Annotated in this window: 10 protein-coding genes; 5 read left to right on the forward strand and 5 right to left on the reverse strand. The window is 63.7% G+C overall.

Features of this window, described 5'->3' with window-relative positions; genetic code table 11:
* The first annotated feature begins 68 nt into the window (after positions 1-68).
* Both AAAT03_RS07145 and AAAT03_RS07150 read left to right on the forward strand, forming a co-directional pair.
* The gene (locus AAAT03_RS07145; protein WP_349102974.1) at positions 69-1,694 is read left to right on the forward strand and encodes an ATP-binding protein; all 1,626 of its coding nucleotides are present in this window, start codon (positions 69-71) and stop codon (positions 1,692-1,694) included.
* Between the two features lie 4 nt (positions 1,695-1,698).
* Positions 1,699-2,412 carry a response regulator transcription factor gene (locus AAAT03_RS07150; RefSeq protein WP_349102975.1) on the forward strand — a complete coding sequence of 238 codons (714 nt, stop codon included), beginning with the start codon at positions 1,699-1,701 and terminating at the stop codon, positions 2,410-2,412.
* Between the two features lie 94 nt (positions 2,413-2,506).
* On the opposite strand, the gene rlmKL is transcribed toward AAAT03_RS07150, so the two are convergent.
* Entirely contained in the window at positions 2,507-5,074 is a 2,568-nt protein-coding gene (gene rlmKL / locus AAAT03_RS07155) for a bifunctional 23S rRNA (guanine(2069)-N(7))-methyltransferase RlmK/23S rRNA (guanine(2445)-N(2))-methyltransferase RlmL (RefSeq protein WP_349102976.1), read from the reverse strand.
* 75 nt (positions 5,075-5,149) lie between these two features.
* Here rlmKL and AAAT03_RS07160 point away from each other — a divergent pair, with 75 nt between their 5' ends.
* Both AAAT03_RS07160 and AAAT03_RS07165 read left to right on the forward strand, forming a co-directional pair.
* Positions 5,150-5,977: an HAD-IIB family hydrolase gene (locus AAAT03_RS07160; RefSeq protein ID WP_349102977.1), complete on the forward strand. Its 828-nt coding sequence runs from the start codon at positions 5,150-5,152 to the stop codon at positions 5,975-5,977.
* A gap of 193 nt (positions 5,978-6,170) precedes the next feature.
* The gene (locus tag AAAT03_RS07165; protein ID WP_349102978.1) at positions 6,171-6,875 is read left to right on the forward strand and encodes a transaldolase; all 705 of its coding nucleotides are present in this window, start codon (positions 6,171-6,173) and stop codon (positions 6,873-6,875) included.
* Between the two features lie 381 nt (positions 6,876-7,256).
* Here AAAT03_RS07165 and AAAT03_RS07170 read toward each other — a convergent pair whose 3' ends face one another.
* The 4 genes from AAAT03_RS07170 to AAAT03_RS07185 form a co-directional block, all read right to left on the reverse strand.
* On the reverse strand, positions 7,257-9,404 hold the full coding sequence (locus AAAT03_RS07170; RefSeq protein WP_349102979.1) for a Tex family protein: 2,148 nt from the start codon (positions 9,402-9,404) through the stop codon (positions 7,257-7,259).
* Between the two features lie 411 nt (positions 9,405-9,815).
* Positions 9,816-10,856 (reverse strand): Gfo/Idh/MocA family oxidoreductase, encoded by a 1,041-nt coding sequence (locus AAAT03_RS07175; RefSeq protein ID WP_349102980.1) that lies wholly within the window; start codon positions 10,854-10,856, stop codon positions 9,816-9,818.
* Between the two features lie 69 nt (positions 10,857-10,925).
* On the reverse strand, positions 10,926-12,182 hold the full coding sequence (locus tag AAAT03_RS07180) for an MFS transporter (protein WP_117736617.1): 1,257 nt from the start codon (positions 12,180-12,182) through the stop codon (positions 10,926-10,928).
* Between the two features lie 64 nt (positions 12,183-12,246).
* Positions 12,247-13,128: an SDR family oxidoreductase gene (locus AAAT03_RS07185; RefSeq protein WP_349102982.1), complete on the reverse strand. Its 882-nt coding sequence runs from the start codon at positions 13,126-13,128 to the stop codon at positions 12,247-12,249.
* A gap of 233 nt (positions 13,129-13,361) precedes the next feature.
* Between AAAT03_RS07185 and AAAT03_RS07190 the strand changes: the two genes are divergently transcribed.
* Positions 13,362-14,240 (forward strand): LysR family transcriptional regulator, encoded by an 879-nt coding sequence (locus tag AAAT03_RS07190; protein ID WP_253057144.1) that lies wholly within the window; start codon positions 13,362-13,364, stop codon positions 14,238-14,240.
* Positions 14,241-14,369 lie beyond the last annotated feature (129 nt).

Here is a 14,369-nt window from a genome sequence, read left to right on the forward strand (position 1 = left end):
GAAACCACCACAAAGGTGCCTGTCCCCTTTGTGGTGGTTTTTGCTTTTGAGAGAGGGGCGGGGCGCTGATGGACGTCCATGCGGACGGCGATATTGCCGAGAACTTTTGGTGGCGGCGCACGACGCTGACGCGTCGCAGCCCTCTGTATGACGCCTGCGTATCGGCGGGGCTGCTGGTCGCGGCGACGATTGTGGGCGCGCTGCTCGACCATCCGGGTCTCGCGCCGAGCATCATGATCGTCTATGTGTTCGCCGTGCAGCTGTGCGCGTTCTTTACCTGGAGCCGCCTGTATTGCTTGCTGAGTTCGGCTGCCGCCGTGGCGCTCTACAACTTCCTGTTTGTCGACCCGCGCTACTCGCTGTCGTTTATCGACCGCGTCTATCCTGGCATGTTCTTCATCATGTTTTCGGTCTCGCTCGTGTCGAGCTCGATTTCGCTTGCCCTGCGTCGTGCCTTGGCGCAGGCCGCCGCCAGCGACCGGCGCACGCAGATGGTGCTCGAGACCAACCGCATGCTGCAGCGGTGCGGCGATCAGCAACAGATTGTGCATGCTATGGCAACGCAACTGGCGCGTCTTTCGGACTGTCCGGTCGTGTGGTATAGCGCCGATGCCGACGACGATGACCTGCTGCCGCGCACGATGTACACGGCCGTGGGCGATGCCGCGCCGGTGCACGAGCTGGCGCCGCAGATGCCGCCACGGCTCTCAGCATCCGCCTATGTGGGAACGCCGCTCGATGCCACCTATGGCGGCTCGGCGTTCTTTGGCATATACCTGACCGTGCACTCGGGCGACACCATGGTGCGCGCGGGTGATCCCGACTCGGTGGTGGGGGTGCTCGCCATTGTCGCCGAGCCCGATGCGCTGACGTCCGAGGAGCGGACGCTTGCCGATGCCATCGTGAGCGAAGGCGAGCTGGCGCTCGATCGCGCCCGCGCCATGGAGGCCCGCGAGGAAGCGGCGGTGCTCGCTAAAAACGAGCAGCTGCGCGCCAACTTGTTGCGCTCCATCTCGCACGATTTGCGCACGCCGCTTACCAGCATTTCGGGTAATGCCGACGTGCTGCTCGACCAGGGCTCGACCGGCACGGCCGTGCTCGACGACCAGACGCGCCGCGGCATGCTCCTATCCATTCGCTCGGATGCGCAATGGCTCAACGCCACCGTCGAGAATCTGCTCGCCATCACCAAGCTCGAGGGCGGCGGTATGCATCTGTCGACCACGCTCGAGCTTATGGACGATATCGTCGAGGAGGCGCTGCGCCACGTGAACCCGGCCGTGCACGAGCACGACCTCAAGGTGGTGGCGTGCGACGAGCCGGCGCTCGTCAACGTCGACGCGCGCCTGATGGTGCAGCTGGTGGTAAACCTGGTGAACAACGCCATCACCTATACGCCCTCGGATTCGCATATCGTGATCTCGATTGGCGTCGACGACGGATGCGTGGCGTGCTCGGTGGCCGATGACGGCCCGGGCATTGCGCCCGAGGACCGCGAGCGCATCTTTGAGTCGTTCTACACCGCCAACCATGGTCTGGCCGATAGCCAGCGCAGCGTGGGTCTGGGGCTTTCGCTTTGCCGCTCCATTGCGCTGGCACATGGCGGTAGCATAGGGGTTGCCGCGGCGGCCCCGCACGGCTCGGTCTTTACGATTGAGCTTCCCGCCGCCGACGTTTCGTTTGATAAGGAGTAGCGCCGTGCCGAACTCTGCCGCAAAACCGCTCATCTTGGTCGTTGAGGACGATCCCGCCGTCCGCAACCTCATCGTTGCCGCGCTCGAGGCGCACGGCTTGCGCCATATGGCGGTGGAGACCGCCCATGCCGCCATCGCCGCCGCCTCGTCGCAGGCGCCGAGCATTGTGCTGCTCGATCTGGGCCTGCCCGATATGGACGGCGTCAAGGTAGTGGAGTCGGTGCGCGCGTGGTCGGGCATGCCGATCATCGTGGTCTCGGCGCGCAGTGAGGACGCGGACAAGATCCGCGCGCTCGACGCCGGTGCCGACGACTACCTGACCAAGCCGTTTTCGGTCGAGGAGCTGCTCGCGCGCATTCGCACGACGCTCAGGCGCCTTTCGTATGCGCAAACGGGCGGCGTTGCCTCCGAGGGCTCGTTCGATACCGGTGAGCTGCATATCGATTTTGATGCCGGCATCGCCACGATGGATGGCGAGGAGCTGCATCTGACGCCGATCGAGTACAAGCTTTTGTGCCTGCTAGCGCATAACGCCGACAAGGTGCTGACGCACCAGTTTATCCTGCACGAGATTTGGGGCACGGCAACCAAGAGCGACCTGGCGAGCCTGCGTGTCTTTATGGGCACGTTGCGCAAGAAGATCGAGTCCGACCCCGCGCACCCGCGCTATATCCAAACGCACGTAGGCATTGGCTACCGCCTAGTCATCCAAGGCTAGATCGCCAACCACCATCCCAATATGAGTTGCGGTGAAATACGGTCTAAATTTGCCTAATTCCAGGCAAAACAGTCCGTATTCCACCGCAACTTTGTTATTTGCCCTTGGGCTTGCTGGCGTAGAACTTCTTCTTTTTGGGCTTGCCGGCGGGGGAGGGTTTGCCGGCAAAGTTGGACTTGCCGTTGCCGGCCTGCGCGTGCGCTGGCGCTGCCGCACGAGGCTTGCGGGCCTCGGGGTTGCGCAGTTCCTCGACGCGCTCGGCAATTTCCTCGGCGCTAAAGCCGACCTCGGCCATGGCGTCCTCGATGGGCAGGCGGCGCACGATATAGCAATGGTGCACCTTCTGGTTGCGTGCGAAGTCCTCGGGGATGGTCTGTGCCGTAATGTCCTCTAGCACGACGCCCGCGCGGGCGAGCTTGCGTGTCTCGGGGCGGAAGCCGCGCAGGTTGCAGCTAAAGATGGCATGTCCGCCCTGTGCGAGCAGGCGAGATACGCCGGCCAAAAGCTCAACATGGTCGCGCTGGACATCCCAGGTACGGCGGCCCATCTTGGACGAGTTCGAGAACGTGGGCGGGTCGACAAAGATCAGGTCCCAGCGGTTGCGCGTCTGGCGCTGGTCGCGAATCCAGGCAAGCACGTCGTCGCGCACAAAATGATGCTGCGGACCAACAAAGCCGTTCTGGCGCATATTGCGCTCGGCCCAGTCCAGGTAGGTGTTGGAAAGGTCGACTGTCACGGTTTCCTCGACGCCGCCGTCGGCCGCATAGCAGGTGGCGGTGCCGGTGTAGGCGAACAGGTTGAGGAAGCGGCGTGCCTGTTTGGCGTGCTCGCGCACCAGGTTGCGGGTGACGCGGTGGTCCAAGAAGATGCCGACGTCCAGGTAGTCGTCAAAGTTGACGGCAAAGGTGAGGCCGCCCTCTTCGATGAGCGGCAGGCGACGGCGCGCGATGTTGGCGCGTTCGCCCGATCCGCCCTTGCCGGCGCCCTGCTTGCCGTACTGCGAGCCGCCGCGCGAACGCATGCGGGCCTTGGCGTGCACATGCTCGGCGGGAACATCTAGGATGCGCGGCGCGATGGCCAAGATATCGAGCATGCGGGCCTGGGCCAGCGCCGGGTCGATGGTCTTGGGTGCGGCGTATTCGGCGATGACGAGCCAACGGCCCGGTGTCTGCGGGCAGCCCTCGTACAGGTCGATGGCGGCGGAGTAATCGGGCAGGTCGGCATCGTAGACGCGGTAGCAGCTCACGCCCTCGCGCTTGGCCCACTTGCGGCGCAGGCGTGCGTTCTTGCGCAGGCGGTTGGCGAACTGCTCGGACTCGGGGATGAGCACGGGCAGCGGCTTGCCGTCGCCCAGGTCGAGCGTGGCGGCAGGTTCGGACATGGCGGAAGCGGCAGCTTTGTCGTTGACTTCGTTGGCATCCGCAACCTCGGCCTCGGTATCCGCACTGGTCGCAGCCTCAAACGCTGCGGCGGCGTGGTCGAGCGAAGGCCAGACTTCGACGGTCGCCTCTTCGTTGTTGGGCATGACGGCGATGGAGCGCGCGGGCTCGGCGTGGAGCGCGCGGGCCAGCAAGCCGTCGCGGGTGAGTGCGGCGACCGGCGCCGCGGCAAACTCGGGCGCGCGGCGCAGCTCGCCGACCAGCGTCATGGCGTCATGCATGAGCGAAAGCGGCGTCTCGGTCGTATCCGCGACCACGGCAGCACCGGCGACGGCGCCCGCGTGGTCCAGTACGGTGGCGGACTTGGCGGCGCAAAAATCGACAAAACGCTTGTAGCCGGCGCACTTGACCATGCGCTCTGCGGTCTTGCGGGCGGCGGGGTCGATGTCTACGGCCACGATGCGCGCCTGTCGCTCGCGTGCTGCCGTCTCGCGCTCGCGCGCCTCGGCAAGCAGTTGCTTCCACAGGGCGGCGTCGTGCAGCTGCCAGCCCTCAAAGCCCCAGTGCTCGCGTGCGGTACCCGGGGCGCGGTCGGTCAGAATGTTCACGGCCTCCAACAGCAGACCGCCGCCGGCGCATGAGGCGTCGATCAGCGTGGGTAGGGCTTCGTTTTCGTAATCGTCGGCCGTCAGATCGCGCTTGCACAGTGCGGTCCAGCCGACCTGCGCCAGCACCAGGGCGGCGTAGTCGGGGCGCAGCACGTGCGCGCCCTCGCCGGCGCGGGCCGCTGCGGGCGGCAGGCGTTTGAACAGTGGGTCGCCCGAAAGGTCCAGGCTTATGCTCGCGCGGCGCTGGCGCAGTGAAAGCAACAGGTGAACGTCGGGGTCGGCGGCGTCGACATCGGCGCGACGGCCCGTGGTCTCGGCCAGACGGTCGCACAGCGCGTCCTTGGCGCGCAGGGCCGAGAAGCGCGTGTTGCGCAGCTGCTCGGTCACGCCGCGGGCGGTGATGGCGATGGTGGCGCCGGGGCGGATGATGGTCTCCCAGGCGATGTCGTAAACGCTGTCGTACAACTCATCGGCATCCTGTGCCCCAAAGCGCCCGAGCACCACAAACACGCGGCTGGCCAGGCGCGACCACAGGCAGGCGCGGTAGCCTTCTTCGAGCTCGCCCTCAAATGTAGCGCGGCCCTTCAGGCGGCGGACATGCGAAAGCCCGAGGCGTTTAAGCTCATCGGCGAGTGCGGACTCAAAGCCCTCGGGGCAGCTTGCGTAAAATTCCATGGGTGACCTCTCTGGTTGCGTCGCTCCATTATATGATGGATGCTTCGTTTGCCCTTATCCTCGAAAGGAACCCATATGATTGATGCGTGTCCCGAACCCGCTGTGCTCTTTTTTGACGTGGACGGCACGCTGACGTCGTTCGATCCCGACGATATGACCGATAAGGACTTTTCGGCGGTTCGTCCCTCGCAGACGGTGGTTGAGGCGTTCCGTGCACTGCGCGATGCGGGGCACAAGGCATTTATCTGCACGGGCCGCCCCCTGTGGCTTATCGCCGATAGCCTGCGCGCGCTCGACCCGGCGGGTATCGTTGCCATGGCGGGCGCCACACTCGAGGTCGAGGGCCGCGTGGTGCATGAGGAGTGCTTTGACGAGGGCATTGTCGAGGAGCTTGCGCGCCGCATTGCCGCGGCAGGGTTCGAGGCCTTTTTCGAGGCCAACGAGGCGACCTTTGCGCTGGAGCCTGCGGGCGTTGAGCAGTCGTCTTTGATCGGCACCGCTGTGGTGCACAGTGCCGAGGAAATGCGCATCGACGGTCATCTGCGCGTGGGCAAGGTGTGCCTTAACGCAGCCGACTTGGCTCGCGTGGCCAACGACGACGGCTTTATCGATCGCAACTTTGAGCTGTGCAATACCGGCGGTTCGAACCGCGAGCTGAGTCCCAAGGGTATTGACAAGGGCGTGGGCGTGGCGCGGGCGCTGGAGTATCTGGGTCGCGTGGGCAACGAGCGCACCTTTGGCTTTGGCGATTCGGGCAACGATCTGGGCATGCTTGCCGCCGTCGAGACGGCTGTGGCCATGGGCAATGCCATGCCCGAGGTCAAGGCGGTCGCCGACTACGTGACCGACGATGTCGCACACGATGGCACCGTCACAGCGATGCAACATTTCGGCCTCATCTAATGAATCTCGCCTTCTGACGTTTGCTCAAACTGCGACTCTTTGCTTTTGCATGCTCAATCGATTTATCAATCCAAATACTGAGGTGTTTATACCGTTCGCCGAGAAGATGAAAACCCGCAGCTCACGCCTTGATAAACGTAGGTAAAGTGTTTAGCAGTTTATCGCCCATGTGCAAGCGAAAGGAATCAGGCAGATGGCAATCAAGGTGTTCGCTGACGGTGCAAATCTCGAGGGCATGCTCGACATGTACGAGAACGGCAACGTTCAGGGTTTCACGACCAACCCGTCCCTTATGAAGAAGGGCGGCGTGACGGATTACCGCGCGTTTGCCAAAGAGGTCTTGACCCACATCACCGATGTATCCGTGTCGTTTGAGGTCTTTGCCGACGACGTCGAGACCATGGAGGGCGAGGCGCGCGAGATCGCTACCTGGGCCGAGAACGTCTATGTCAAGATTCCGTGCGTGACTACCAAGGGCGAGTCCACCGCCGAGCTGGTCCGCAAGCTTTCGGCCGACGGCATCAAGGTCAACGTCACCACCATCTTTACGCCTGCGCAGGTCGACGAGATGGTCGAGGCCGTTGACGCCGAGACGCCGTCAATCATCTCGCTCTTTGCCGGCCGCATCGCCGACACCGGCGTCGACCCCATTCCGTTTATGACGGAGTCGGTCAAGAAGGCCGCCGCCAAGCCCAACTGCGAGGTCCTGTGGGCATCCACGCGTGAGCTTATCAATATTTACCAGGCGGAAGGATGCGGTTGCCAGATCATCACGGTGCCCAACAGCATCCTGGCCAAGCGTAAGAACATCGGCCGTGACCCGTACGAGGTCTCGCTCGATACCGTGCGCGGTTTTGCCAAGGATATCGCCTCGCTCGGTTTCCATATCCTGCCGTAACGCGAACGCTGGCTACATCGCGGGTTGTTCGCCCCGGCCTTTCCTTTCCCTATCGCTCACGCGCTTCGCGAGGGTCGCGCTAGGCAAAGGAAAGGCCGGGGCTGCCGACACGAACTTGCCGGTAGGTTGGTGATAGGCTTCCATATCCTGCCGTGGACAAAGGTACCCCCGCCTGCGCCGTGCAAAATTGAGAGTATTCAGCAAGGTAAAGGCTTTTACCAGCTGGGTGAAGCATGGAACAGCCCCCGTTTTGGCTCTGATGACGCTAAAACGGGGGCTGTTTCTTGCTTTTTCGTCTCTGAGGGGCATCCGGAACGGTGGAATTTGCAGAATACTCGCGATTTTGCACGTCGCGAGAGGGGGGACCCTTGCTTTGGCGGTTTACTTCCCCTGCACCATGGTGAGGGAGATCTTCTTGCGGTCGCGATCGACCTTTTCAACCCACACCTTGACCGTGTCACCGACGCGCACCACGTCGCTGGGGTGCTTGACGAAGCGGTTGGCCAGCTTGGAGATGTGCACGAGGCCGTCCTGGTGCACGCCCACGTCGACGAAGGCGCCAAAGTCCACAACGTTGCGCACCGTGCCCTTGAGTTCCATGCCGGGCTCCAGGTCGTCGATCGAAAGCGCCGAGCGGCTAAAGACCACCTCGGGCGCGTCGTCGCGCGGGTCGCGGCCGGGCTTCTTGAGCTCGTTGACGATGTCGATGAGCGTTAAGGTGCCGCAGTCCAGGTCGCTTGCCAGCGCCGAGATGCTGCCCAGGCGGCGCTCGATATCGGGCACGCCGCCGCGGCTGAGCTCGCTTGCCGCAACGCCGGCGCGCTCCAGGACGGCCGTGGCCACCTCGTAGCTTTCGGGGTGGACGCTTGTCGCGTCGAGCGGGTTCTTGCCGCCGCTGATGCGCAGGAAACCTGCGGCGTTGAGGTACGCCTTGGGTCCCAGCTTGGGGACCTTCTTGAGCTGGCGGCGATCGGTAAAGGCGCCGTTTTCCTCGCGGTAGGCCACGATGTTTTTGGCTACGCTCGGCGTAATGCCCGACACGTAGCCCAGCAGGCTTGCGCTCGCGGTGTTGACGTCGACGCCCACACGGTTGACGACGTCTTCCACCACGTGGCCCAAGGTGCGCGAAAGCTCGGCCTGGTCAAGGTCGTGTTGGTACTGGCCCACGCCGATGGACTGGGGCGGAATCTTGACGAGCTCTGCCAGCGGGTCTTGCAGACGGCGGCCCAGGCTCATGGCGCCACGTACGGTGACATCCAGATCGGGATACTCCTGGCTCGCGAGCTCGGAGGCGGAGTACACCGACGCGCCCGCCTCGTTGACGATGGTGTAGCGAAGGCTGGGCGCCTGCTCGGCAATAAACTCCGAGACGACTTCCTCGGTCTCGCGGCTGGCGGTGCCGTTGCCGATGACGATGGTGTTGACGCTGTCCTTCTTGACGAGGCGGGCGAGCTCGCGCTTGGTGCCGGCGACGTCGTGGCGCGGCTTGGTGGGGTAGACCACGCCGTTGTCGAGCAGCTTGCCGGTCTCGTCCATGACGGCGACCTTGCAGCCGGTGCGGTAGCCCGGATCGAGCGCGAGCACGCGGGCGCCGCGCACGGGGCGTGCCGAGAGCAGGCCTTCGAGATTCTTGGCAAAGACGTTGATGGCCTCGGTCTGGGCGCGGACGGTGAGTTTGGCGCGTGCCTCGCGCTCCAGCGAGGGGGCCATGAGGCGCTTGTAACCGTCAGCGATAGCGGCGTCAAAGACGGGCGCAAAGACGCCCTGGCGACGGGGCCAGCGGCTGCCGAGGCGCGCCGTGGCGGCGGCACCGTCGACGTTCACGCGTACGCGGAGCTTGCCCTCGCGCTCGCCGCGGTCGATAGCCAGCACGCGGTGGTTGGGGATGCGGCGCAGCGGTTCGTCATAGCTGTAGTACGGCTCGTAGGGGGTCTTCTCGGCGGGGTCGGTGGCCTCAACGACGATGTCGGCGGTGTTTTGCGTAAAGGCGCGCAGATCGGCGACGTTCTCGGGGTCCTCGGCCACCGTCTCGGCCACGATGTCGGCGGCGCCGGCGAGCGCCTTTTCGGGCGTGTCGAAGCCGGCCTCCTCGTTGACGTATGCCGCGGCGGCGTCGAGCGCGCTGCCCTTGGCCGAGGCCTGCATGATGATCATATTGGCGAGCGGCTCGAGTCCCGCCTCGCGGGCCTTCTGTGCTCGGGTCATGCGCTTTTTGCGGTAGGGTTTGTAGAGGTCCTCGACGCGCTGGAGCTGCGTGGCCTCGCGAATCTGCTGCTCAAGCTCGGGCGTGAGCTTGCCCTGCGCGTCGATGAGCAGGATGACGTCCTCTTTGCGCTGCTCAAGATTGCGCAGGTAGGACAGGCGCTCGTCGAGCGCGCGCAGGGCGACGTCATCCATGCCGCCGGTGGCCTCTTTACGGTAGCGCGAGATAAAGGGGATGGTGTTGCCCTCGTCGATGAGCTTGACGGCTGCCTCGACGTTGGCGGCCTTAAGGTTGAGCTCGCGCGCGAGCTGGGCGATAAGATCCATGGGACTCCTTGCGTTTAAGGTGCGTTTGCAGCACAGAGCTACCAAGGATACCACCCGTCCCAAAAGACTGTTTTGGGGCCGCGCCATGAAAGCGGCCTATCTACTACGTTTGAACCGTGTGGGTCGACCATCCCCCGGTTTTCCGAAAAGTGGCAAGCCGTTTACCTGCGGTTTTTATTCCGCGAAATTTGGCATGGTTGAGGGCGATCGGTTAAACGTAGTAGATAGGCCGCTTTCGTGGCGAACGAATCAAGCTGAGGTGCAAAAAGGCCCCCATCTCAGAAAAATCGTCAGCGAAGTAGCAAAAAGCCCCGCGGGCAGGAGGCTGCTCGCGGGGCAAAGAAGAGGGGCTTATTTGTGGCGGACCGAGGGACTCGGCATGGGGTTTCTGCCGCGGCCGCTCTTAAGGCATTACAGCTCGACGAGCTGGCCGGTCTCGGCGGCCTCCTTGATGGCGTTAAGCAGCGTGAGCGTCTTAACGTTGTCGGCGGGGGTCACGACGGGCTCGACCTCGCGGCGGACGACCTTCACAAAGTGCTTGAGCTGCATCTTGTGCGGCAGCGCCGGGTCCACGGCCGGGATCTCCATCTGCAGCGGCTTGTGCCAGTTGGAGGCACCGTTGTAGGAGAACTGGTGCAGGCGGGGCAGCGAAAGGGCGCCCAAGGTTCCGCCGATAAAGTAGGCGTCAGCGTCGAAGGGGCGGTACTGCGGATCCTCGCGAGCGGTTGCCTCCCAGTTCCAGGGGCTGGCGGTGGCGTCGGAGATGGTCATGCTCGCAAGCGCGCCATCGGCAAAACGGACGTTGACCACGGCGGAGTCCTCGGTCTCAAAACCGCGGGCGGCACTGGACTGCATACCCTGGACGGCAACGGGCTCACCCAGCAGATAGCGGAGCAGGTCGACGTCGTGCACCAGGTTGACCAGGATCGGGCCGGCACCCTTTTTGCGGCGCCACTCGACATCAAAGTACTCGTCATTCTTATAGATCATGTAGTGGAAGCTCGACACGGTGAGCTTGCCCAGCTCACCGGACTCGATGATCTCCTTGGCCTTGTTGACGAAGGGGTTGTGGCGACGGTGCTGGCCCACGAGCACGGGCACGCCGGCGGTCTCGGCCTCGGCGGCGAAAGCCTGGGCATCCTCGAGGTCGTTGGAGATCGGCTTTTCGACCAGCGGCACGATGTTGCGCTTGATGGCCTCGCGGGCAACGCCCAGGTGCAGGTCGTTGGGGGTGGCGATGATGACGGCCTCGGGCTTGACCTCGTCCATCATCTGGGCGGGATCGGTAAAGAACGGCACGCTGGCAGCCTCGGCCGTGGCGCGGGCGCCCTCAAAGGCGTCGGCGATGGCGACGAGCTCGGCCTCGGGCTCCTCGGTGACAAAGCGGATGTGGTTGCGGCCCATGGCGCCGGCGCCGATGACGGCAATGCGGACGGGGTTGAGCTCAGACATTTCGACTCCTTAATGCTGGTGGCTGGTGGAATGTGACAAAGGGACAGTCCCTTTGTCACATCGGTAAAACTAGGCGGACTTCTTCTTGCTGTCGGAGACCATCATGTAGAGGGTGAGCACGACGGCGATGGCGGCGATCACGATGGCGCCGTAGAAGGACTGCTGGTAGGCGGCGCTGCCGGCCTCGGCGTGATACAGCACGGCAGTGATGGGCTGGCTGATCCAGGTAGAGGCGGCGTAGCCCAAAAACATGATGCCGTAGTTGACGCCGATGTTGCTGGTGCCAAAGGCGCCACCGGTGAGCGGCGGGTAGATGACGAGCAGGGCGCCAAAGCTAAAGCCGAGCAGGGCGAGCGCCACAAAGAACATGCTCTGCGTAAAGCTCATCGACATGATGACGAGGGCGACGATGGTCACGACAAGGCTGATGAGCAGCGACTTGTAGGCACCGATCTTGTCGATGATCTGGCCAAAGGACAGACGGCCGACCAGGTTGGCGCAGGTGTTGACGGAGACGACCACGCCGCCGAGGGCGACGGCCGCGGCGCTCGTGGGGTCGGCGAAGAGCTGGACAGCGGCGATGGAGGCAACCTTGCCCACGAGCAGGGTGCCCGCGGTGGCGGCGAAGGCGAAGGTGGCGATGAGGACCCAGAAGCGCGGGGTTTTGACCATCTCGCCCGGGGTGAGGTCGCCGAAGGTGCCGGCGTGCGCGCCGCCCTTGGGGGCCTCGAAGCCCTCGGGCAGCCAACCGGCCTCGGGGGCCTTCAGGAACAGGGCGGAGGCGGCGATCGTCACAAAGAAGATGACGCCGAGTGCCTTAAGGGCGCCAAAGATGCCAAGGCTCGGGATGAGCAGCGAGGCGAGCACCGGGGACAGCACGGCGGGGCCGGCGGTCGAAGCGGCCAGGGTGATGCCGGAGGCGAGGCCCTTTTTGTCGATGAACCACTTTTGGCCGGTGGTGAGCGCGGGGTTGTAGCCCAGGCCGTTGCCGATGGCGGCGACGAGCGAGAACCACAGGTAGAACTGCCACGGCTCGGTGACGGTGCCGGACATGAACCAGCCCACGCCGTAGCACACGGCGGCGGCGATCACGACGTTGCGCGGGCCGATCTTATCGGAGATGCGGCCGGCGAAGATGCCCGTCACGGCCATGATGGTCTGGAAGACCGGGAAAGCCCAGGTAAGAGCGCTGGACCACTCGGGATAGACGGCGAGCAGGTTCTTGCTCACAACGGAATACAGCGCGATGGAGCTGATGAAGAACATGGTGACGCACGCGGCGGAAAGCACGACGGCGCGACCCTTGTTGGAGTTGGTGGAAGCCATTGGACTCTTTCTAATCGATGCGGGGAGGAGCGGGCGTCACCGCGAGCCTCCCTGTCAGGCTGGTTTACTGGTCAGTCGGCTTTGCGACGCCGGACTCATCGGACCAAAGCTCGACACCCTTGTTCTTGAGGTAGTTGTCGGCAAAGGCGCGACGGCCGCCGGGCTTGGCGGTGAGGTCGCCCATCATGTTGGAGAAGCCGCCATCGACCTTGATAGCGTCGCCGGTGGTAAAGTCCGAGCGCTTGGACGCCAGGAACATGACGGCGTTGGCGATATCGCTGACCTCACCGATGCGGCGCGTGGCGATCAGGCGGCTGCGGCTCTTCTCGACCTCGGGGTCGGCGTAAAAGCTCGCCGACATCGGGGTCTTGACAAAGCAGGGCTCGACGCAGTTGGAGCGCACGCCGTAGGGGCCCCACTCGGCAGCCAGCATCTTGGACATCATGTTGACGCCCGCCTTGGTGGAGCTGTACACGCCCGAGAACGTCTCGGGGGAGTGGCTGGCAACGGTCGAGATGTGGACCAGGCGACCCTGGCCGGCCTTGATCATCTCGCGACCAAAGCGCTGCGAGGTGATGAAATAGCCGGTGAGGTTGACGTTGATGACCTCGTTCCAGTCACTCAGCGGCAGGTCCTCCATGGCGGCGAAGCGCAGGATGCCGGCGGTGTTGACGAGAACGTCGACGCGGCCGAACTCGGCGATGGTGGCGTCGACGGCGGCCTGAACCTCGGCCTCGTCGCAGGCATTCATCTTGTAGCCCTCGGCGTGGATGCCAAACTCGGCGGCGAGGTCGGCGGCTGCGGCCTTGACCTTCTCCTCGTCCAGGTCGAGCAGGACGACATTGGCGCCGTTGCGGGCGAACTCGCGGCAAATCTCGACGCCCATACCGCCGAGCGCGCCAGTCACGGCGCAGACATCGCCCTCGAGCTTAAGCCAATTGCTCATAGGAACTTCCCTTCTTGTGCCTCCCTGTGGGCCGCTCTCATTAATCGACCCACGTGGTTTTCGCTGGTTATCGTATGCTTTGCATTTACGCAGGTGAATTGCATATTTGTTAGAATGGTGTTAACCGTAGGTTTACACCGTGCGATGCAGTTTATTCTCAATTGAGCGCATGACCTGCGAAAACAACCTCCTGTGGCACCATGTGGCCACGGGCGCGAAAACGGGAGATTGACGTGTACGATCGACGACTTGAGGCCATATCGGCCGCCGCGGAGCTGGGAAGCTTCTCGCGTGCGGCGGCACAATTGCGCGTGTCGACTCCGGCGCTCGTCAAGCAGGTGTCGGGCTTCGAGGCCGAGTTCGGCATCACGCTGTTCGAACGCTCGCACTCGGGCGTCAAAGTGACGCCGGCCGGCGCACTACTGGTGGACGACGCGCGCTCGATCATGCGGCAGTCCGAGGACGCGCTGCGCCGTGCCCGACGCGCGGCGGGCGATGGCGGTGCCGTGCGCCTGGGCGTGTCGATGATGTGCCCGGGGCGCCAAACGCTGTCGATGTGGTCGGGCATCCACGATCTGGAACCGTCGCTGCGATTTGAAATCGTGCCGGTAAGCGATCTCTACGACGAGCGCGAGACCGTCATGCGTAGCTTGGGCCGCGAGGTCGATGTGGTGCAATCGAGTTTTTCTACCCCACGCTGGGGTGATGCCTGCCAAAAGCTCCGCATTGTCAACGTGCCGTTTTATATCGATCTGCCGCGCACGAGCCCGCTGGCGCGCAAGAATCGCATTACGGTTGCCGACTTGGAGGGTATGCGTCTGCGCGTACTGCGCCACGGCAACGACGCCATGGACAGCCTGCGCATCGATCTTTTGGCCGACGGCGGCGTGGACGTGATCGACGTGGACAGTTTTGACTTTGCGCTCTTTAACGAGGCGGAGGAAAAGGGCGACGCGGTGCTCACCTGCGGCGCATGGTCGGGCGTGCACCCGGCTTTTGTAGGCGTGCCGTTCCTATGTGGCCGCGAGGTGCCGGTCTTCTTGCACTACCCGCTCGAGCCCACCCTCCAAGTACAAAAATTCGTCAACGCCATGGCCCAACTCCTCAACTAGCTCATTTGGCGCGGGTAGTCTTTTTGGGACGGGGCTTTTTTAGCTACTTTTGCCGCCCTGCCTGCGCACCCTCAAAGTAGTCAAAAAGCCCCGTCCCAAAAAGACTAACAAAACGAGGCCCTGGCCAAA

This window comes from Collinsella sp. CLA-AA-H167 (assembly GCF_040095305.1).
Classification (GTDB): Bacteria; Actinomycetota; Coriobacteriia; order Coriobacteriales; family Coriobacteriaceae; genus Collinsella.

Excerpts from the sequence above, each read along its gene's own strand:
- AAAT03_RS07170 (WP_349102979.1), bottom strand. The coding sequence starts at position 9,404 with ATGGATCTTATCGCCCAGCTCGCGCGCGAGCTCAACCTTAAGGCCGCC.
- AAAT03_RS07145 (WP_349102974.1), top strand. The coding sequence starts at position 69 with ATGGACGTCCATGCGGACGGCGATATTGCCGAGAACTTTTGGTGGCGG.
- rlmKL (WP_349102976.1), bottom strand. The coding sequence starts at position 5,074 with ATGGAATTTTACGCAAGCTGCCCCGAGGGCTTTGAGTCCGCACTCGCC.
- AAAT03_RS07175 (WP_349102980.1), bottom strand. The coding sequence starts at position 10,856 with ATGTCTGAGCTCAACCCCGTCCGCATTGCCGTCATCGGCGCCGGCGCC.
- AAAT03_RS07165 (WP_349102978.1), top strand. The coding sequence starts at position 6,171 with ATGGCAATCAAGGTGTTCGCTGACGGTGCAAATCTCGAGGGCATGCTC.
- AAAT03_RS07160 (WP_349102977.1), top strand. The coding sequence starts at position 5,150 with ATGATTGATGCGTGTCCCGAACCCGCTGTGCTCTTTTTTGACGTGGAC.
- AAAT03_RS07185 (WP_349102982.1), bottom strand. The coding sequence starts at position 13,128 with ATGAGCAATTGGCTTAAGCTCGAGGGCGATGTCTGCGCCGTGACTGGC.
- AAAT03_RS07180 (WP_117736617.1), bottom strand. The coding sequence starts at position 12,182 with ATGGCTTCCACCAACTCCAACAAGGGTCGCGCCGTCGTGCTTTCCGCC.